17 protein-coding genes, 2 rRNA genes and 2 pseudogenes are annotated in these 21,368 nt (G+C 36.1%); 10 read left to right on the forward strand and 11 right to left on the reverse strand.

What is annotated here, in order from left to right:
* Positions 1-315: 315 nt before the first annotated feature.
* Entirely contained in the window at positions 316-2,109 is a 1,794-nt protein-coding gene (locus ABWU69_RS02510) for a reverse transcriptase/maturase family protein (RefSeq protein WP_265034303.1), read from the forward strand.
* A gap of 187 nt (positions 2,110-2,296) precedes the next feature.
* Here ABWU69_RS02510 and ABWU69_RS02515 read toward each other — a convergent pair whose 3' ends face one another.
* A complete protein-coding gene (locus ABWU69_RS02515) occupies positions 2,297-4,081 on the reverse strand; it encodes a ribonucleoside-diphosphate reductase subunit alpha (protein WP_265035375.1) in 1,785 nt (594 codons plus the stop codon).
* A 58-nt stretch (positions 4,082-4,139) separates the two neighbouring features.
* Entirely contained in the window at positions 4,140-5,216 is a 1,077-nt protein-coding gene (locus ABWU69_RS02520) for a methyltransferase domain-containing protein (RefSeq protein WP_265035376.1), read from the reverse strand.
* 335 nt (positions 5,217-5,551) lie between these two features.
* Here ABWU69_RS02520 and ABWU69_RS02525 point away from each other — a divergent pair.
* Together ABWU69_RS02525 and rrf are read left to right on the forward strand one after the other, a co-directional pair.
* A 23S ribosomal RNA gene (locus ABWU69_RS02525) occupies positions 5,552-8,318 on the forward strand.
* Positions 8,319-8,384: 66 nt separating this feature from the next.
* A 5S ribosomal RNA gene (gene rrf, locus ABWU69_RS02530) occupies positions 8,385-8,491 on the forward strand.
* Between the two features lie 16 nt (positions 8,492-8,507).
* Here rrf and ABWU69_RS02535 read toward each other — a convergent pair.
* From ABWU69_RS02535 to rpmH, 3 genes and pseudogenes are all read right to left on the reverse strand, one after another.
* Positions 8,508-8,732, reverse strand: a complete 225-nt coding sequence (locus ABWU69_RS02535; protein ID WP_064125319.1) for a hypothetical protein — start codon at positions 8,730-8,732, stop codon at positions 8,508-8,510.
* Between the two features lie 90 nt (positions 8,733-8,822).
* A pseudogene (gene rnpA, locus ABWU69_RS02540) lies at positions 8,823-9,098 on the reverse strand (ribonuclease P protein component); the annotation flags it as partial.
* Between the two features lie 67 nt (positions 9,099-9,165).
* Complete coding sequence (rpmH, locus tag ABWU69_RS02545; protein WP_006279898.1) at positions 9,166-9,300, reverse strand: 50S ribosomal protein L34; 135 nt, start codon at positions 9,298-9,300, stop codon at positions 9,166-9,168.
* Between the two features lie 107 nt (positions 9,301-9,407).
* On the opposite strand from rpmH, the gene pstC reads away from it, so the two are divergent.
* The 5 genes from pstC (at position 9,408) to fsa (ending at position 13,409) form a co-directional block, all read left to right on the forward strand.
* The gene (pstC, locus tag ABWU69_RS02550; protein ID WP_265035377.1) at positions 9,408-10,496 is read left to right on the forward strand and encodes a phosphate ABC transporter permease subunit PstC; all 1,089 of its coding nucleotides are present in this window, start codon (positions 9,408-9,410) and stop codon (positions 10,494-10,496) included.
* Positions 10,497-10,597: 101 nt separating this feature from the next.
* The gene (gene atpD, locus ABWU69_RS02555; RefSeq protein WP_265026639.1) at positions 10,598-12,025 is read left to right on the forward strand and encodes a F0F1 ATP synthase subunit beta; all 1,428 of its coding nucleotides are present in this window, start codon (positions 10,598-10,600) and stop codon (positions 12,023-12,025) included.
* Between the two features lie 12 nt (positions 12,026-12,037).
* The gene (locus ABWU69_RS02560) at positions 12,038-12,382 is read left to right on the forward strand and encodes a F0F1 ATP synthase subunit epsilon (RefSeq protein ID WP_265035378.1); all 345 of its coding nucleotides are present in this window, start codon (positions 12,038-12,040) and stop codon (positions 12,380-12,382) included.
* A complete protein-coding gene (locus ABWU69_RS02565) occupies positions 12,363-12,728 on the forward strand; it encodes a hypothetical protein (RefSeq protein ID WP_265035380.1) in 366 nt (121 codons plus the stop codon). The genes ABWU69_RS02560 and ABWU69_RS02565 overlap by 20 nt, the downstream gene beginning before the upstream one ends.
* A gap of 39 nt (positions 12,729-12,767) precedes the next feature.
* Complete coding sequence (fsa, locus tag ABWU69_RS02570) at positions 12,768-13,409, forward strand: fructose-6-phosphate aldolase (RefSeq protein WP_265025728.1); 642 nt, start codon at positions 12,768-12,770, stop codon at positions 13,407-13,409.
* A gap of 10 nt (positions 13,410-13,419) precedes the next feature.
* Here fsa and guaB read toward each other — a convergent pair whose 3' ends face one another.
* The 5 genes and pseudogenes from guaB to ABWU69_RS02595 form a co-directional block, all read right to left on the reverse strand.
* Positions 13,420-14,913, reverse strand: coding sequence for an IMP dehydrogenase (gene guaB / locus ABWU69_RS02575; RefSeq protein WP_265025727.1), 1,494 nt, complete (start codon positions 14,911-14,913; stop codon positions 13,420-13,422).
* A 270-nt stretch (positions 14,914-15,183) separates the two neighbouring features.
* A complete protein-coding gene (locus ABWU69_RS02580) occupies positions 15,184-15,942 on the reverse strand; it encodes a cell division protein FtsQ/DivIB (RefSeq protein ID WP_265035382.1) in 759 nt (252 codons plus the stop codon).
* 4 nt (positions 15,943-15,946) lie between these two features.
* A pseudogene (locus ABWU69_RS02585) lies at positions 15,947-16,922 on the reverse strand (D-alanine--D-alanine ligase).
* A 314-nt stretch (positions 16,923-17,236) separates the two neighbouring features.
* Positions 17,237-18,550 carry a hypothetical protein gene (locus ABWU69_RS02590; protein ID WP_265035384.1) on the reverse strand — a complete coding sequence of 438 codons (1,314 nt, stop codon included), beginning with the start codon at positions 18,548-18,550 and terminating at the stop codon, positions 17,237-17,239.
* A 214-nt stretch (positions 18,551-18,764) separates the two neighbouring features.
* The gene (locus ABWU69_RS02595; RefSeq protein WP_182366623.1) at positions 18,765-19,139 is read right to left on the reverse strand and encodes a ferredoxin family protein; all 375 of its coding nucleotides are present in this window, start codon (positions 19,137-19,139) and stop codon (positions 18,765-18,767) included.
* 61 nt (positions 19,140-19,200) lie between these two features.
* Here ABWU69_RS02595 and dprA point away from each other — a divergent pair, with 61 nt between their 5' ends.
* Both dprA and ABWU69_RS08020 read left to right on the forward strand, forming a co-directional pair.
* The gene (gene dprA / locus ABWU69_RS02600; protein WP_353285357.1) at positions 19,201-20,289 is read left to right on the forward strand and encodes a DNA-processing protein DprA; all 1,089 of its coding nucleotides are present in this window, start codon (positions 19,201-19,203) and stop codon (positions 20,287-20,289) included.
* Positions 20,290-20,331: 42 nt separating this feature from the next.
* Complete coding sequence (locus ABWU69_RS08020) at positions 20,332-20,523, forward strand: hypothetical protein (RefSeq protein ID WP_410541783.1); 192 nt, start codon at positions 20,332-20,334, stop codon at positions 20,521-20,523.
* A gap of 118 nt (positions 20,524-20,641) precedes the next feature.
* Here the strand turns inward: ABWU69_RS08020 and ABWU69_RS02610 are convergent, their stop codons facing one another.
* Positions 20,642-21,367 carry a triosephosphate isomerase gene (locus ABWU69_RS02610; RefSeq protein WP_264723698.1) on the reverse strand — a complete coding sequence of 242 codons (726 nt, stop codon included), beginning with the start codon at positions 21,365-21,367 and terminating at the stop codon, positions 20,642-20,644.
* Position 21,368: the final 1 nt, after the last annotated feature.

The raw sequence follows: 21,368 nt of genomic DNA on the forward strand, positions 1-21,368 counted from the left end.
GGGACTTCACATCCATGGGTATCGCATTTAAAACCCCATGTCTACGGTAAGCACAGATTAAACTTTCGTTTGTGTGACATTCTGGCTGTAGAACGATAAGTAGTGAACTTATTTAAGAGGATGAATGGAAAACCTAAGTTGATCTAGAACAGTTCTTAGTGACGGAACATGGGATGACCTAAGGAACGCGAGTTCTATGGTTACGGAGTCATCGTAGTAGTCGTGAAAGTAACGAATCACCGGGGAGTGTGGGAAAGCCACATACAGGGCAAAGGGTGACAGATAATTGAATGTTGAAATTGGGAGGTACGCAAGATGCGGAAAGCTGAAACAATACTTAACATTATACGTGAACGTGGACAAAGAAATTTGCCGGTTAAAAACGTATATCGCCTACTTTATCAGAGTGATCTTTACCTTCGAGCGTATGGCAAACTTTGTCGTAATAAAGGTGCTATGACAGAAGGTGTGACAACTGAAACAGTTGATGGTATGTCTTTGGAGAAAATCGATAAAATCATAGAGGATTTACGCTATGAGCGATATCGGTGGACACCAGTAAAACGTATCTATATTTTAAAGAAGAGTGGTAAACGCAGGCCGTTAGGGTTGCCAACATGGTCAAATAAGTTACTTCAAGAAGTAATCCGATTAATATTGGAAGCCTACTATGAGCCTAAATTTAGTGAATGTTCACATGGATTTCGACCAAAGCGTGGATGCCACACTGCATTAAGAGCAGTAATGCAAAAAGGCAGAGGTACAAAATGGTTTATAGAGGGAGATCTCAGTGCATGTTATGACTCAATTGATCATACTATGTTGTTGAAAATACTGAGTGAAAGCTTCCAAGATAACCGTTTTATTCAGCTAATCAATCGACTGCTAAAAGCAGGATATATGGAAAATTGGAAGTACAATAAGAGTCATAGTGGGGTACCACAAGGTTCTATTATTGGTCCAATTCTGAGTAACATATTACTCGATCGGTTAGATAAACATGTGGAGCATATACTAATACCAGCAAATAACCGAGGTAAGCGAAGAAGGACAAATCCAAAATATTTAAGGTTAACCATGCAAGTATCGATGATGAGAAAACAAGGGAACTGGGATCAAGCAAAACAACTGCGTCAATTAGTGCAGGGTATGCCATCTAAGGATTCTTGCGATCTAAATTATCGACGTCTTTGGTATGTTAGGTATGCTGATGATTTTCTGGTAGGGTTTGCAGGACCAAAGAATGAAGCTGAACAAATTAAGAATGAGATTGCTGGGTTTCTCAATGAGGAGCTCAAACTTATGCTTAATGAAGATAAAACGTTTATTACACATGCGTGTGATAGCAAAGCCAATTTTTTGGGTTATGAAATACATGTTTTGCATGCAGATGACAAACATGATCATCGGACACAACGATGTATTAACGGTAGTATTGGGTTACGTGTACCACATCATATAAAGCAGAAAAAGTGTTCTGAATATATGCGTTGTGGTAAACCGATACATTTACCTCAACGTACAATTGATACAGCTTACAGTATTGTTGCTCAGTATCAAACTGAATATCGAGGAATTGTACAATACTATAAAATGGCCTACAACCTTCACACACTAAGTTATCTGAAATATGTGATGGAAGTATCATTAGTAAAGACTTTAGCATCTAAATACAAAACAACTTGCAGGAAAATTTATAGAAAATTTGGTGCGACGATTGAAAACGATGAAGGTGAAAAACGAAAAGTCATCCAAATCAGAGTAGATCGTTTACCATCAAAGATACCATTAATTACACACTTTGGTGCTGTGTCGCTAAAATGGAATAAATGGGTAAGCATAAGTGATAACCTTATACCAATATGGAATAAGCGTAGTGAAATAGAGCAAAGACTATTGGCACAAACTTGTGAATTATGTAAATCACAAGAGCAGATTGAAGTACATCACGTACGTAAACTTGCTGATTTGCTAGGTAAACGTAATACTGAACTACCGGAATGGAAAAAGAGAATGATTGAACGACAGAGGAAAACTCTTGTTGTTTGTCATGAATGCCATAAGAAAATCCAATATGGAAAATATGATGGTGACTCCTTAAAACGTTAGATTATTGGAGAGCCACGTGATACGGAAACGATCATGCGTGGTTCGGAGAGGGGTTGTTGGAAAAGTACTTAACAAGTAACTCGCTGGCTGCCCACTCTACCTCACGTAGGGTTCTGCGAGGGGCCAGGAAGGAAGTTTTCCTGGTCTACTCTCCTAACTTTCTCTCTACTTTTTCTGAATAAGGTCACTATTGGCATGACAAACATTCATCGTAGTCAATATCTGTTTTTTGTTGCAATATTTCACTTTTTTTGAATATGTCATGCGAAACCTTGTCAGCTCTCTGCATTGATTGTGATCTGCAGTAATATAAGCTCTTCAATCCTTTTTTCCAAGCAAGCATGTGTATTTTGTGCAAGTAACGTTTATGTACGTTGGCAGGTAAGAACAGATTTACTGATTGAGATTGGCAAATATACGAAGTTCTATCACTTGCATGTTCTATAATCCATCTTTGGTCAAGCTCGTACGCTGTTTTAAATGTCAATTTTTCATGCTCACTAAGAAAATCTAAATGCTGAACGGAACCCTCATTTGTTGAAATTGAAGACCATACTTTATCATTGTCTTGATTTTTTTCTGCTAATAGTTTTTGCAAGAATTTATTTCGCACTACAAATGAGCCTGTAAGTGTCTTTTGTATGAATACGTTTGCTGCATATGGTTCTATTCCAGGAGAGGTATTGCCTGCAATAATGGAGATCGAGGCAGTAGGAGCAATAGCGAGCTTGTGTGTAAACCTTTCCATTAGATCAACTTCTTTGGCATCAGGACATGCCCCCTTTTCTTCTGCCAATTTTTTAGAAACTATATCTGCTTGCTCGCGTAAATACTTAAATATTTTTTTATTCCATTGTTGTGCTGTTACTGATTCAAAAGGAACCATTTTGCTTTGTAAAAATGAATGAAAACCCATCACACCAAGACCAATACTGCGTTCTCTGGCTGCAGAATATTTTGCTCGCTGCATTTCATTCGGTGCTTTATTTATAAAATCTTCCAATACATTATCAAGGAAACGCATTATATCTTCTATGAAGAGTTTATTGTCTTTCCATTCTTCGTAGTACTCAAGATTTACGGATGATAGACAACACACAGCAGTGCGTGACTTATTCAGGTGATCATAACCTGTGGTTAAAGTTATTTCACTGCATAGATTTGACATCTTGATGTCTAAGTTGAGCTTTTTGTAAGATTCTGGCTTATTGTTATTTGTTGCATCAAGGAAAATAATGTAAGGTTCTCCAGTTTCAACTCTTGCTGTTAGTATTTTGATCCATATATCCCGCGCTTTTACAGTTGAAATAACCTTATTGTTGTGAGGGCTTATTAAATTCCATTCTTGATCATTCTCAACAGCCTGCATAAATTTATCTGTTACTATTACAGCATGATGTATATTTAACGCTTTGCGATTTGGGTCACCGCCTGTTGGCTTACGTAAATCCAGAAACTCTTCTATCTCCGGATGGAATACAGGAAGATAAACTGCTGAACTTCCTCGCCTTAAGGATCCCTGACTAATTGCAAGCGTTAGAGCATTTTGCACTACAATAAATGGAACAATTCCTGATGTTTTACCACTGCCTTTTACACTCTCACCAATTGAACGTAAATTTCCCCAATAACTACCTATGCCTCCTCCACGTGCAGCAAGCCAAACATTTTCATTCCATAAGTCAACTATTCCCTGCAAGCTGTCTTCGGTTTCATTAAGAAAGCAAGAGATAGGTAACCCTCTCTTAGTGCCACCATTGCTGAGTATTGGTGTTGAAGGCATGAACCACAAGTTGCTCATGTAGTCATAAAGACGCTGCGCATGTTCTTTATTATCAGAGTAGTAATTGGCAATACGTATGAAGAGGTCTTGATAACTTTCATTTTCTATTAAATACCTGTCTGATAGAACTGCTTTTCCAAAATCGGTTAATTTGCTATCCTTTGCGTAATTAATAGTAATGTTATTCATAAAATTCCTTTTATTCTTTTATTATATATAGATACTTAAAAGCCACTTTGAGCGATTTTTAAGTTAGGTTTTTCGGATTTTCTTGTTGATGCTGTAATGCAAACAAGATACCGTCAACCTGACTGCCATATATTTTACAGTAACTCATATAACTTATTTGCATATTTATTTCTTTTGCAACATGTTGAACATAACTTTCTGAATGACGAAAATAGTCTCCTTTGTTTACAAAGTCAATACCTTCACCTTCCTTTCTTCTTATTAAACATACAATAACTCCTTTTTTGCTCGTAGATCTTTTTGCTAATTCCAACTCTTCTTGAAAGTCATGTAGATAATGTAGCACTTCAGCAAAGATAATTACATCATACTGCTGGTTTTTCTCTTGTTTAAGAAACTCTTTCATTTCCATATGTATTAATTCATTGTAAACAGGCTTACCTTTTATAAAGCATCCTCTTGCAATATTTAGCATTCTACTTGAAATGTCAATTCCTGTTATGTGGTTTCCAATACTATTTATTTTCAAGAAATGACCACATATTCCAGTTCCACAACCAAGGTCAAGTATATTGAGCTCAGAAGTGGAGTTGTTGAAGATTTTTGTAATTATCATGTGTACAAGTTCATGCCCTTTATACTGTTTAGCAATCAACCAATGCTCAACAAAATATTCACCTGTATAATCAAAATATTGTCTTATGAGGTTTTTTGGCAATTCTGTAATAGGCGCTGAGTTTGTCATTTTTTTTATATAGTAAGACGCCTCCTCGTGGTCACTATCTAATTTTAGTGTCTTTGTTAAATAATTATAAGCTTTGTTAGTATTTCCTACCGCAAAATGACACCTTCCGATGTTATACCAGACTATAGGTAGATGGGGGTAAAATATGCTAATTAACCAAAATCGTAACTTTGCATCTGATATGCTGCCTTTATAAAAGTGATATAAACCGATTTCAATGTTGGTATTTAACAGGTTTTTAGATTTTTCAAGAAGCACTGTCATTTCTTTATGAAGAGTATTATATTTGTTCACAATGAAGTGTTTTACTTTCTTAATATTTAATACGCCAATGAGCTTAGACATACAATTTAAAGCAACGTTTTTTATAAAAGAGAGATTACTTTTCATACATTAGAAATACTCCGAATGTTCATTATCATTTTTAGGCAATTGATTTTAACACATTTTATCTTACAAAATATCTTTTTCATTAATTTTTACTGTATATATAAGTTTACCGCATATTTCTCAGATTGTACTGTTTAGGATTGCTAGTATATTGTTGTTGATAATATAAGTAAATGTTTTGTGCAAAAAGGCGTTGACATATTATTTGTTAGGTTATAATATATAAAAGATTAATTTAGTTTTTAGATGTTTGACAAGTTTTATGGTAGAGATTAATTTAATCTCAATTCAATTTTAATAATATTTAACTCTGCATATTCTACATATAGTCGGATAAATAAATTATTAAGAGCACTTGATGGATGCCTTGGCGTTAAGAGGCGATGAAGGACGTGGCAGGCTGCGATAAGCTGTGGGGAATTGTCAACAAATTTTGATCCGCAGATTTCCGAATGGGGAAACCCAACTAGCTAAGCTAGTTATTACATACTAAGTATGTAAAGCAAACTTGGTGAACTGAAATATCTAAGTAGCCAAAGGAAAAGAAATCAACCGAGATTCTGTTAGTAGTGACGAGCGAAAGCGGAAAAGGCTAGTGATTTAAGAATAAGAATTAGAATACTCTGGAAATAGTAACCATAGAAGGTGATAGTCCTGTATAAGTAGAAAGTCTTTTAAATCCTTGAGTAGAGCGGGGCACGTGAAATCCTGTTTGAATATGGGGGGACCATCCTCCAAGCCTAAATACTCCTTAACGACCGATAGTGAACAAGTACCGTGAGGGAAAGGTGAAAAGAACCCCGGGAGGGGAGTGAAATAGAATCTGAAATCAAGTGCTTACAAACAGTTGGAGCTCTATATCAATTTATTGATATTTAGAGTGACAGCGTACCTTTTGCATAATGGGTCAGCGAGTTAATCTATGAAGCAAGCTTAAGCCGTTAGGTGTAGGCGTAGCGAAAGCAAGTCTGAATAGGGCGTTTTAGTTTTATGGATTAGACCCGAAACCAAGTGATCTAGTCATGACCAGATTGAAGGTGTGGTAAAACACACTGGAGGATCGAACCAGTTAATGTTGCAACATTATTGGATGAGTTGTGATTAGGGGTGAAAGGCCAATCAAACTTGGAAATAGCTGGTTCTCCGCGAAATCTATTTAGGTAGAGCGTTGTATGTATGTTGTTGGGGGTAGAGCACTGGATAGACTAGGGGGATTCACCGTCTTACCAAATCTAACTAAACTCCGAATACCAACAATTAATTATACAGCAGGCACACTACGGGTGCTAAGTCCGTGGTGGAAAGGGAAACAACCCAGATCACTATCTAAGGTCCCAAAATTACAGCTAAGTGGGGAAGGAAGTAGAAAAACCATTACAGCTAGGAGGTTGGCTTGGAAGCAGCCATCCTTTAAAGAAAGCGTAACAGCTCACTTGTCTAAATAAGTTTTTCTGCGCCGAAAATGTACCGGGGCTAAAGCTGTATACCGAAGATGTGAGTGCTTATTGATTTCGATCAATAGGCGCGGTAGCGGAGCGTTCCGTAAGTCTGTGAAGGTGGTTTGTGAAAACTGCTGGAGATATCGGAAGTGAGAATGCTGACATAAGTAGCGTAAAAGAGTGTGAAAAACACTCTCACCAAAAATCTAAGGGTTCCTACGTTAAGTTAATCTGCGTAGGGTTAGTCGGTTCCTAAGGCGAGTCCGTAAAGGAGTAGTCGATGGCAATTAGGTTAATATTCCTAAACCTCTTAAGTGTGACGGGTTTCGTATTTGTATAGATCTTATTGGATTGATCTATGCTTAAAAGAAGCTCCAGGAAATAGCACTTATATTTATGAGGCCGTACCGCAAACCGACACTGGTGGATGAGTAGAGTATACTAAGGTGTTGAAAGAATGATGTTGAAGGAACTCGGCAAATTATACCTGTAACTTCGGAAGAAGGGTAACCTGCTTTTAGGTAACTATGAGTAGGTGGCACAAAATAGGGAGTAGCGACTGTTTACTAAAAACACAGGACTCTGCAAACACGTAAGTGGAAGTATAGGGTCTGACGCCTGCCCGGTGCTGGAAGGTTAATAGGAAGGGTGCAAGCTCCGAATTGAAGCCCCAGTAAACGGCGGCCGTAACACTGACGGTCCTAAGGTAGCGAAATTCCTTGTCGGGTAAGTTCCGACCCGCACGAATGGCGTAACGATTTCTCCACTGTCTCCAACATCACTTCAGCGAAATTGAATTCCCCGTGCAGATGCGGGGTACCCGCGGTTAGACGAAGAGACCCCGTGCACCTTTACTATAGCTTTACATTGCTATTAAAAGTGTGATGTGCAGGATAGGTGGGAGACTTTGAAGTTATGGCGCTAGCTATAATGGAGTCAACCTTGAGATACCACCCTTTACACTTTTGATATCTAACTATGTTTCATTATCTGGAACTAGGACATTGTATGGTGGGTAGTTTGACTGGGGCGGTCGCCTCCTAAAAAGTAACGGAGGCGTGCGAAGGTAAGCTAGAGCTGGTCGGAAATCAGCTTGATAGTATAATGGCATAAGCTTGCCTGACTGCGAGGCTGACAAGCCAAGCAGAGACGAAAGTCGGTCATAGTGATCCGGTGATTCTGTATGGAAGGGTCATCGCTCAACGGATAAAAGGTACGCCGGGGATAACAGGCTGATGGTGTTCGAGCGTTCATAGCGACGACACCGTTTGGCACCTCGATGTCGACTCATCACATCCTGGGGCTGAAGAAGGTCCCAAGGGTTCGGCTGTTCGCCGATTAAAGTGATACGTGAGTTGGGTTTAGAACGTCGTGAGACAGTTCGGTTTCTATCTGCCGTGGGTGAAGGAAATTTGAGAAGGTCTGACTCTAGTACGAGAGGACCGAGATGGATATACCTCTGGTGTACCAGCTGTTATGCCAATAGCATCGCTGGGTGGCTATGTATAGATGGGATAATTGCTGAAAGCATATAAGCAAGAAACCCTCTTCAAAAAGATTTCCCAATTAAGGCCGTGGAAGACTACCACGTTGATAGGCTAGGTGTGGAAGCATGGTAACATGTGAAGCTAACTAGTACTAATAGCCTGATTGATTTATTTGCTTTCTATATGTGTGTATGCAGTGTTAAATATTAAGTTAAAATTGTTAAGTTAGAAATTTTTATTGACTTGGTGGCTATAGCAAAAATGAACCACCCGATCTCATCCCGAACTCGGAAGTGAAACTTTTTAGCGCTGATGGTACTTGAAAAGGGAGAGTAGGTCGCCGCCAAGTTTATAAAAATTTCTTTTTACCGCCTTTTAATAATTCTTTTATTACGAGAAGTCGCTTCTATGTTCAAATCTAATAATTGCGGTCTAGGCTTATTCTTATTCTGCTCTAAGTATTGACTTTGCTCAAATGCTAATTCCCATTGTGTACGATAACTAGATTCTTTATATTCATAAAAATCTTCTTTAACATTATTTGTATTTATATTGAGATTTTTATCTTGTTCTTTTCTACTTTCTACCATTAAACACCCACACCCATTAATTTATTTTAAAAATTTTACTTATGTTATCATAAAAAATATAATTGTAAATACCTTAATTGAAATTTTTTTTTATTTTATCTTTTTTAAGCAAATAGTTAGATCTTTTTGTAAGTTTTTATAACTTGCTTGCATAATGTTTCTATGAGTTAGTATTATGTAGTAGTGCCCTATATTGCTTATATTTAAAATGCTAATTTTAGCAAGTATTCGTAGTTGCCTTTTTATTTTATTTCTTTTTGCTGCTTTTCCGGCTTTTTTACTGATAGCCAGACCTACTCTAATAGTATGAATGTACTTTTCAGGTTCTCTTTCTTTTATAGCATACAGTGATATATAAAGCCCACGATAAAAAAGACTGCTGAGTGCTAACTTATTTTTGAAAGCAAAGGAAAAATCTTTTTTTTTATACTTACTATGCGCATAATTTGTTACACCCTAATGAACGGCGCCTATTAAGGATTTTTCTTCCAGCTCTTGTTGCCATACGTGAACGAAATCCATGTCTGCGCTTTCTTATCAAATTTTTTGGTTGAAATGTTCTCTTCATTGTTTTTATATTAATATAATTATTTATTTTAAATTGTTTTACTTTATTGTCAAATGATGGTGAACTTGTATGACATTTTTGTAGAATAAAATTTGATGCATGGGAAAATGAATTCGGTGATAGTCATACCTGTCCTACTAATCCTTTTATTTTGTCTTAGTAGGTTTCAAGAGGTAAATAAGGTTAAATCTTATCTATATCTTAGTTGTGTATGGATGCTAACTTGGTTGTTAGTACTCTATAATAATTGTTTTGTAACTTTTATTTCTATAGCGTTACTTTTTTTCATGCTTGCTTTTATCTTTAAAAATAAAAGAAATAAGATAATAAAACTTTCGTTATTTGTGGCTTTGGCCATATCATTTTTTATCACTTTATTTATAATGCTATCTATTTTTATTCAATCCATTAATTTTTTTAATAAAGTAGCTATTTCAGAATTCTTGTTTTGCTTGAAATGGGGCCACAATGTAGTCACTATCAATGAAGAGAAGGTAGGATGTTTTGGTATAGCGCCGCTTTTAGTGGGTACATTACTTATAACTATTATAGCAATGTTAGTTGTCGTTCCGCTTGGTTTATTTTCTGCAATATATATTAGTGAATATGCGAGTGAGAAAGTGCGTTATATTGTTAATACAACTTTGCAAGTTTTGTCTGCTATTCCTACGGTTGTATATGGATATTTCGCGGTTGTGTTTTTGTCTTTCTTTATAAAGCAGGTAGCAAATTTTTTTGGTTTAAGTATACACTCAGAAAGTGCCTTAGTTGCCGGTTTATCGATTGGGATAATGATTCTTCCTTTTATTATTTCTTTACTCGAAGATGCCATAAGATCTGTTCCAAAAAGCTTGCGTTATGGCTTCATGGCACTTGGCGCAACTCCAGCGGAAACTATATGGCATATAACAATACCTTATGCAATGCCTACAATTTTAAGTGCAATTTTATTGTCAATTTCAAGAGTGATAGGTGAAACAATGATTGTGCTAATGGCTGTGGGAATCAACGCAAATTTGACTTTTAACCCTCTTAATTCAGTTACTACCATTACCGTGCAGATCGCTACATTACTTACCGGAGATCAGGATTTCAATAGTGTACAAACTCTTGCTGCTTATGCGCTTAGCTTAGTATTGTTTATTATTACTTGGCTATTAAATGCATTTGCATTGTTTGTAATGAAGCGTAACTAGTAAGCGTTTTAATGTTGCAAAATTTCTATTAATAATATAAGATTTATTTTCTTTAGAAGTTCTTTTATGGAATTATAGTGTTAGGTGATAAAAGTAAAGAGATGAATATAGGTAGAGCGATTAAGGTAACTCAAGCAGTTGTTGATATAAAATTTGAAGGTGAATTGCCTAAAATATTTAATGCTTTAAAAAGCAAACTAAAATATAAGGATAAGGAGCTGGTTTTAGAAGTTTCGCAGCATATAGGTGACAATATAGTTCGTTGTATTGCTATGGATAGCACAGATGGCATGTCAAGGGGGGATGAATTTTTTGATACAGGTGCACCAATATCTGTGCCAATTGGGCGTTCAACTTTAGGAAGGATTTTTAATGTTGTTGGAGAGCTTATAGATGAGTGTGGTCCACTGAAGGGAAAATATAACTTAGAGTCTATACACAGAGCACCTCCAAGTTTTACTGAACAGAGAATACAGGAAGAAGTTTTAGTTACGGGAATAAAAGTTATAGATCTTCTTGCACCTTATCTTAAAGGAGGAAAAATTGGCTTATTTGGTGGAGCCGGTGTTGGTAAAACAGTCCTGATAATGGAATTAATTAATAATATAGCAAAAGCTCATAAAGGATTTTCTGTGTTTGCCGGGGTAGGGGAGAGAACACGTGAAGGTAACGATCTTTATCACGAGATGATCACTTCAAATGTAATAAATATAAATGAGCATGAAAAATCTCAAGCTGTTTTGGTTTATGGTCAGATGAATGAGCCTCCTGGAGCAAGGGCTAGAGTTGCTTTAACAGCACTTACTATGGCAGAGTATTTTCGTGACCGTGAAAACCAAGATGTTCTGTTTTTTGTGGATAATATCTTCCGTTTTACACAAGCTGGTTCTGAAATTTCTGCTTTACTTGGAAGAATACCGTCAGCTGTTGGTTATCAGCCAACCCTTGCAACTGATATGGGTGCAATGCAAGAAAGAATAGCTTCAACAACTTCTGGCTCTATTACTTCTGTGCAAGCTATATATGTTCCTGCGGACGATTTAACTGATCCAGCTCCAGCAACTACATTCTCTCATCTTGATGCCACCACAGTGTTGTCAAGGCAAATAGCTGAAATGGGAATATACCCTGCTGTTGATCCACTTGATTCAACTTCTCAGTCTTTATCTGCTGAAATCATTGGTGAAGAACATTATAAGGTAGCTTCTGAGGTGAAACGTATATTGCAAACTTATAAATCACTGCAAGATATTATCGCAATACTTGGTATGGATGAGCTATCTGATGAAGATAAAATTATTGTTGATAGGGCTCGTAAGATTCAGAAATTTCTTTCTCAACCTTTTCACGTTGCAGAAATATTTACTGGTATGCCTGGTAAATTTGTTTCACTTTCTGATACTGTTTCCAGTTTTAAAGAGATTGTTGAAGGTAAATATGATCACTTACCAGAGGCTGCTTTTTATATGGTGGGGAATGTAGATGAAGCAATAAAAAAGGCTGAATTAATACAAGCTGAAGCTAAATAAAAGTTAAAGATTATGAATACTTTTAAAGTGCAATTTTTCTCTCCTGACGATCAAATTTCATTCAGTGGAGTGGTTTCTCTTTCAGTAACTGGGCTCGAAGGGGAGCTTATGATTTTAGCTCACCATGCTCCTTACTTAATTTATTTATTGCCTGGTATGATTACTGTTAAAATGAGTAACCAAACAGGAAAGAAGGTTGTAATTGATAGTGGCGTATTAGAAGTTGCAAATAATAATTGTAGCATTATAACAAGTCAAATTCAGGTTTTTGATCGTGCAATTCATGATGAGAAATCGTTTAAAAATAAGAGAATTAGTATATATTTAAGTTATCTTGATGAGAAGTTTCTTTCTTAGTTGTTTTAGGCAAAAAGTCGGTTATCACTTTCTTGTCATCCAAGTAGCCCAACTTTTGTCATCCAAGTGCTTTTTTTTCTGTCATCCAGTATTCTCTTCCCTGTCATTCCAGTGCTCACCTTTGTCATCCCAGTGCGTGACACTGGAATCCAGATATAAAAATATTTGCAAATCATGCAATTGGCAGGGGATTCTAGGAACATATGTCAAAAACAATTTCTATGATGAAATAGGCTGGATTCCAGTGTCACGCACTGGAATGACACCTTGCCTTACTGAACGTTCGTGCAGTTCTGTAGCGGACACTGGGATAACACCATTTTTGTACTTTTGCCTTCAAAGATGACAATGTTTTGTAAAGATAGTTTTTTAATAGGATATTAATATGGAAATTTTTCTTGATAGCGTTGATTTAAATGAAATTAAAGAACTAAAGGAGTTCATTGACGGCATAACAACTAATCCTTCTTTAATAGCAAAGTCCGGGCGTAAAGATAAATACGAGGATTTAGTGCGTGAAATATGCTCTATTATAAAAGGGCCTGTTAGTGTTGAAGTTGTCGCTGACAAGCATGAAGAGATGATCAAAGAAGGTCTTAACTTAGCTAAAATAGCTGATAATGTTGTGGTAAAATTGCCCCTTACATATGAAGGATTAATTTCTTGTAAAAAATTGTGGACAGAGCATAAAATACCTGTTAACATCACATTATGTTTTTCTCCTGGACAAGCACTGCTTGCCGCTAAGGCCGGTGCTTGTTTTATTTCTCCCTTTGTTGGTCGCCTTGATGATATAAGCTATGATGGCTTATCGCTAATAGAAGATATATGTACTATATATTCTAATTACGGTTTTGATACTAAAGTTCTTGTTGCATCAGTGAGAAGCCCAGCACATGTAATAGAAGCTGCAAGGCTTGGTGCTGATTCAATTACTGTGCCAGCAAAAGTACTTAGACAATTAATTAATCACCCACTTACTGACCAAGGGCTAGCAATATTTGAAAAAGACTGGGGTGCAAAATAATAAACGGTCACTACTCTGAATCGGTTGACAAATTGGACGTTTGATAAGCGTAATTTGGAGCTTCTTGTGTAATGACTACATCATGAGCATGACTCTCTCTTAATCCTGATGCAGTAATAGTCACAAATTTGCAGTTTTTCTTCATTTCTTCTATATTCCTGTTACCGGTATATCCCATTGCAGCTTGCAATCCGCCAATCAACTGATGGATTACTCCTGAAGCCGGACCTTTGAATGGAACTCTTCCTTCCACTCCTTGTGGAACTAATTTGAGTTTTGAATCTTTATCTTGAAAATAACGGCTAGCTGAACCTCGTTTCATTGCACTAATAGATCCCATTCCTCGATAGCCTTTATATGCTCTGCCCTTATACATGATAATCTCACCTGGGCTTTCGTCAGTGCCAGCAAAAATCGAACCAATCATCACAGAGTCAGCACCAACTGCAATAGCTTTTGCAACATCTCCTGAGTATTTTACCCCACCATCAGCAATTAGTCTGACGTTTCTTGCTCTACACGCCTCTGCAACATTCTTGATTGCAGAGAATTGTGGCACACCAACACCTGTAACTATTCTGGTTGTACAGATTGATCCTGGTCCTATTCCAACCTTCACTGCATCAACACCCGCATCAATCAACGCTTCAGCAGCCTCCTTTGTTGCAATGTTTCCGCCAATTAATTGCGTATTAGGATACATCTTTTTTATTTCCCTAATGGTATTGATAACGTTTTCGGAATGACCGTGAGCAGTATCCACAACTACTACATCAACTTCTTCTCCGATCAAAGCTTCACATCTTTCTATACCATCTTTTTTACCAGTGCCAATTGCAGCGGCAACTCTGAGCCGCCTTTTACTGTCTTTACATGAATTTGGGTATCTATTGTATTTTTCAATGTCTTTAACCGTAATTAAACCTATACAACAAGAATTTTCATCTACGACCAAAAGCTTTTCTATTCTATTTTCATGCAACAATTTCATTGCTGAGGCACTATTTACTCCCTGCTCCCGCACTGTCACTAACTTATCTTTTGTCATCACTTCGGAAACTTTTACATTCATGTTCTGGTCTTCAATAAACCTCACATCTCGGTTAGTTAAAATTCCAACTAACTTGCGTTGATCGACTACAGGAATGCCAGAATAGTTGTGCTCTCTCATTAATGAAATTGCTTCCGCAACTGTTTTATCCGGTGAAATCGTAATTGGGTTATATACGATCCAACTTTCATATTTTTTCACCTTTCTCACTTCTAAAACTTGTTCATCTATTGATAAATTCTTATGTATGCAACCTATCCCTCCATGTTGGGCAATAGCTATTGCAAAGCCCGATTCAGTAACAGTATCCATTGCAGAGGATATGAGAGGGATATTTAGTTCTATACTATTTGTTAAATAAGTTTTTGTATCTGCATCGTAAGGTAATATATCAGAATAGGCTGGCAAAAGAAGTATATCGTCAAACGAATAACAAGCTTCCATTTTTTTCATAGGCTTTATTTAAAGCTTATACGCCAATTAATTAAATTGCAATAGGGCTTTTGCAAAATTAGCTACAGCTTTAGATTAGTAATTATAGGTGATACCTTAAGTTGTCATTCCAGTGTCAAGCACTGGAATGACACCGTCATAAAGGAACCAGTGTCAGCTACTTTCATGACACCATTCTTTTTTCTGGATCCAAGTAGTCTGGGCACTGGGATGACAGGAGAAGGAGGCTACTGGAATGACAGGGAGAGGGGCTACTTGGATGACAGCAGATCACCTCTTCACAAAAATTTTATCAGTAATACGCATATCAATAATACTCCAATTGCTGAAAGTAAAATCAGTTGTATTTTGCAAGTGGTTTAAATAGTCCCATGCACTATAAGGGTTATCTTCAGGCAGTTTCACTGTGGAATCGTTATCAAGTATGATATTCCATCTTCTATTCCCTATATAAGCAAAAGAAGAAATGTGGTCACTTAATTGAGCTTTACTCTCTAACACATCTTTAACAAATTCTAGGTTTGATAACGAGTTTTGTCCTGTAATTACAACAAGATCATCTATTGGATAGTCATCTATGATCACTTTGCCTTCGAAATCAATTACCGAAGTTTTGTTATTATCTTTCCAGAGAGCGAACGGTTTATGCTCATCTATATTAATGTGTAGAGTATTGGGCAAAATTCTGTGAACTCTTACGTATTTTATCCATCTGCTTACGGATTGTATGTTACCGGCAAGTTTTGAAAGTGATATATACAGGATAGGTTGCATTCTATCTGTCAAACTTAGAATATCCTTTTTATTTGTAAATTTATTGCCGCTCACGACTACTTCGTCGATTGAAAATCCACTACTGAGTAATAAACTGGATAGGCAGTCATTATACCAAGTAAAGTAGTAATTAAATCGATTTATTATTTTATCAAGTGAGCTGTAGAGTATTAGCGTAAGAAAAAGTGCTGTGATAATAACCAAGGCACACTTACGCAAAAAACTCCTTTGGCCTCTAGTAACATTGCTCAACATTTACTTAATCTCTAACATTTTTGTGCTGCTTCAACAATAATTTTAACTAATTCATTAAAATCGATTCCTTTTGTCAATTTTGCAATTTCTGGCACTAATGATAACTCAGTAAAGCCAGGATGTGTATTAATCTCAAGCATTTTTAAAGTGTTATTTTTGGGATTATAACGGAAATCTGAGCGGGAAATAGTTTTGCATCCTAAAAATTGATGAACTTTCAATGCGTGTTCCAAGGTCATTTTATATATATTGTCAGGAACTTCAGCAGGAAATATATGTTCTGCAGATCCATCTGTATACTTTGCTTCATAATCATAGAATTTATTTTTTGGTCGTATTTCCATAGTGCCAATTGCTTCATCCAGCAATACAGCAGTATGTAACTCTATGCCCGGTATGTATTCTTCTACGATCATCAAGTCTCTTGTCATCCAAGTAGCTCCTTTCTTGTTATCCAAGTAGCTAGACACTGCCTGGTCACGCGCTGGGAGCATGTTTTTTAGTTTTGAATGATCCTCATGCGAGAAAATTATGTGTACTCCGATACTAGAGCCTTCATTAATTGGCTTTAAGACGTACGGATAATCGATTTTAATATTATTTTTTAGTAGATCTTCTCGGCTAATTACATAACCTTTTGGAGTGTCGATACTAAGGGACCGAAATATATGCTTTGACATCACTTTATTCATAGCAACAGCAGAAGCCATAACTCCTGAGTGTGTATATTTTATACCTAAAATCTCCAATAAACCTTGAATGCAGCCATCTTCACCATAAGGTCCATGCAGAGCGATAAAAGCAAGGCCCGAATTAATTTTTCTAAGCTTTTCAGCAATGTTGCTGTCAACATCTATTTCTATTGCATTATATGAAAGGCTATCAAGCGCCTTCTTTACTGCTTTTCCGCTCATAAGCGACACTTCTCTCTCACAAGAAAATCCACCACTTAAAATTGCTATAGTTGGAATCATGAGCATTCTATGTTTTGCTATATAGCATATAGAAGATACTTTTATCTTCAATAAAAACCTGCTTCTATAGCTAAAAATTTATCAATGAATTAATATTAACTTAGTATTAAATAATGTTAAAAACTTGATAATATGATTATTTTCAGCAATAAAAACTAAAGGTTGTGAGAACCGTTCATTTTGGAATCTGTATACCTAGCCTTTACTCCTCAAAAGATTATAAACAGGTTCTCACGACTATAATTCATCTGGCGGGTGATCAGATAACATCTTGCTCTCTCTAACCCTTTTTCCTGATTAATTTTTGCTAGCGCTACTTGCTAGCCTATTAAGTGATAATCATGATTATAATCATCTAGCGGGTGATCAGTAGTTGTTATAACATCTTGTTGATCAGATTCCTTTAATTCTTTTTCCTGTTTCTCCTGATTAATTGTTGTTTTAGGTCTCTCTTCTGTATTTAACTCTCCTTGATTATCGTCTAATCCAATGTTTTTTAATTCTTCTGCTACATCTCTTATAAATTCGCCTCTTGGGGAAGAAGTGCCGTAATTTTTCTCATTATACAAATTTAGAGTAACATAAATCATTGTTGTCAAATCATTAGCTATAGACTCACTGTGATAATGGTATTCGTGATAATCCGCGGTAATAGAATCATAATCATCGTCAGACAAATTTGCTAAGTTGTTATATGTAAAGCCTTTAAAAGTATGATCTGTGTTGATATCTAAACCATATCTCTCTTGGTAGGCATGAAAAATATAATTAGCGTATTTTTCAATCGTAAGGAGATCTTTCTCGTCTAGTTGGTCGTAATGTATTTCATACTTAAAGTTTGTTCCCTCAATATTGATTGTTTTTGAATGTGGCAACACTGTTTTTGGACTGATTTCTTCTTGGCTACTTTTTTCCTCATCTAGCTTGATTTTTTCTTCTTCTTCTGAGCCTGAAGATTCCACTTTCTTTGACTCTTCTTGTTTTTCCTGATTAATTATTGTTTTAGATTTCTCCTCTGTAGTTGACTCTTCTTGATTATTGTCCGAGTTATTCAAATCTGGCAACACTGTTTTTGGACTGATTTCTTCTTGGCTACTTTTTTCCTCATCTAGCTTGATTTTTCCTTCCTCTTCTGGGCCTGAAGGTTCCACTTTTTTTGACTCTCCTTGATTATCATCTAATTTAATGGCTTTCAATTCTTTTGTTACATTTCCTATAAAGTGGTTTTCGTTGGGAGGAATACCGTGCTTTTCCTTATTATACAAACTTAGAGTAAAATAAATCATTTCTGTCAAATCATGAGCTACAGACCCACTTTTATGAGGGTAGTGGTGAAAAGATGCGCTTGCATGAGCTATGTTAGACCTTAGATGTGCATTACGCAAATCTGTTAAGCTGTTATATATAAAGCCTTTAACAGTATGATCTGTGTTCATATCTAAACCATATCTCTCTTGGTAGGCATGAAAAATATGATTAGCGTATTTTTCAATTCTAAGAAGATCTTTATCATCTAATTGATCGTAATGTATTTCATACTTGAAGTTTGTTCCTTCAATATTGATTGTTTTTGAATTTGGTAACACTACTTTATGCTTTGTTGGGTTTATACTCTCTTTAGCGTGATCTTCCATTTTGATGCCTCTAAATTTTATAATACTGTCATCCTACTAAAAGTTATATAATAATTCGTTAATTCTATATTTAACATAATCTTTCGTTGTTTCCAAGTAGATTATTATTAATCTAATATTAAATATTATTAAAAACCTAAATAATGCAACCATTTTCAATAACCAAAGACAAGCAGCATAAGATATAAAAGAAATTTCTTCCTCTTCAGCAGTATTATTCTAAATTTTCGTCAAAATAAGCTGTTTTATCCTTTTTTTCCTTATACTCTTCTGCGGTATAGAGGGGTTGCTTCTTAGCTGTGATATTTGGCCATTTTTGTGAGTATTCTACATTTATATCGTAAAATAACTTGAAAGTTTTTTGTTCACTGTTCAGTAACTCTTCATCTAGTTCTAAAATATCTTTTATGGAATCATCAGTTACAATTGCATCTACTGGACACTCAGGTATGCACACTCCGCAATCAATACATTCATCTGGGTTAATCACGAGCATGTTTTTACCTTCATAGAAGCAGTCAACGGGACATACTTCCACACAGTCCGTATATTTACATTTTATGCATTTATCTGTAACAAAATGCGTCATAAAATACTGTATATTTGCATTATCTTGGGTACACTAAATTGATAAGAAATTCAAGCCTTTTATGAAGATAAATAAATTGAACAACAAAGAATTAGAAGTATGGTTAAGCTTGGCTAGAACTATAGGACCAATAAAGTTTTTTAGTATACTAAGAACACATGGATCGCTAGATGAGGTGTTAAAATATCTCAATAGGGTGGCTAATAATAAGGTGTATGGCATTCAAGATGCACGAGAAGAAATCAATAATGCAGAAAGAATTGGAGCTAAAATTATACCCACATGTGACCCAGATTACCCTGATCTTTTAAGAAATATCTCTAGTTGTCCTCCTGTAATAACTGCACTTGGTGATATATCATTATTAAGCCGTGAGATAATTGCAATAATCGGTGGGCGTAACTCTTCAATGAATGGAAGAAATTTTGCCAATAAGTTGGCACTTGATTTAAGCGAAGCTGGTTTTGTTATTGTTTCTGGACTTGCAAAAGGAATCGATACTGCAGCAAACAGTGTAATATACAAAAATCATCCCACTATTGCTGTTACAGCAAGCGGAATTGATGTGGTGTATCCAAAAGAGAATTTTGATCTATACAAAAAAATCACTGGGAATGGTGGTTTAGTAATTACTGAGCTTCCATTTGCTACTAAACCAAAGCCTCAATATTTTCCTCAGAGGAATCGAATTATATCTGGTCTATCGCTGGGTGTTGTAGTGATTGAAGCATCGAAACGTTCTGGCTCTCTAATAACAGCAGATTTTGCTTTAAATCAAGGGAGAGAGGTGTTTGCAGTTTCTGGTTTCCCTTTAGATTCACGCTGTAGTGGTAGTAATTATTTAATTAAAAACGGTGCTAAGCTTATCGAATCCGCTGATGACATAATAGAGAGTGTTAGGTTTAGTTTACCTCCGCAGCAAAAAAACCTATTTGATGTTGAGCACTATTCTGTTAACCAAAAACAAGAAAAATTACAGCAGGCAAAATCTGTTATAGTTGATCATATTAACTCTGTACCTGTTGATATAGATGAACTTATATTAGCAAGCGGACTTTCTACCAACATAGCTCTAATGGCTCTTTTAGAACTAGAGTTGGAAAACAGAATAGAGCGTTCACCGGGGAATAAAATATCGTTAATTTTCTAGATTACTTTAGCTATAAGCCCACAACCGTACGAACATTGTGATTTGAGTCCACCAAGAAAGATGTCATTCCAGCGCGTGACGCTGGAATCCAGCCTTTATTATGCAGCCACTTGGTTGAAATTAAGTCTTCTGGATCCAAGTAGTCAGGGCACTGGGATGACACCGTCTTGGATGGAAATCAGTGTCAGCTACTTAGATGACACCACTTTTGTATGGAAACCAGTGTCACTCTGACAACCGTCATCTCGCTACGTGTTAGCGGATACCGTGACGTTATGACGAGGGAGTACGCGTTAGCGGAATCTGCTGAGACGCCCGTGATAGCCCTATTCCTATAGTGAGTAATTCCCTTTTATCTACTTTTAGAATTAATAAGAGAAAACTTTTTTTCAACTTGTTGTATAATTTTATAAAAGTGATTGAAATCTAAGCTTGCACTGCCAATTAAAACTCCTGATAAATTTGAGATACTGAGCAAGTTTTCTATATTTTCTGAGCTGACTGAACCACCATATATAATGTGTTTTTTACCAGTACACAATTTTATTACCTCTATCACCTCAGCAATTGCGTCATTGCTTGGTACACATCCTGTACCTATTGCCCATATTGGCTCATATGCTACGGTATATTCACCGTGTGTTGGCAAGCGGTTTTTGCATTGATATTCTATTACTTCTTTTGTTTTTTCATTCTTATAATCTTCTGAATTTTCACCTACACAGATAATTGGGTGTAAGCCTGATTCTATTGCTATTTCTGACTTAAGTTTTATTTCACTATCTTTTTCATTGGCCCTTTCAGAATGCCCAAGTATTACGTAAGTACACCCTAGTTCTTTTAACATTTCTGCGCTAATTTCACCTGTGTAAGAACCGAACTTTTTATGATGGCAATTCTGTGCTCCTATATTAATATTATTGTTCAACTCTATACTGCTTGGAAATGATGTAAAAGGAGGGCAAATTACTAATTTAGAGGTAATTTCGTTGCTCTTGTTGTTAAGTTTGCCTATAAAGTCAACAAATGAAGAACGCATTCCATTCATTTTCCAATTTGCTACTATTAAAAAGGACATC

It is taken from the genome of Wolbachia endosymbiont (group A) of Beris morrisii (genome assembly GCF_964028185.1).
In the GTDB taxonomy this organism is placed as follows: Bacteria; Pseudomonadota; Alphaproteobacteria; order Rickettsiales; family Anaplasmataceae; genus Wolbachia.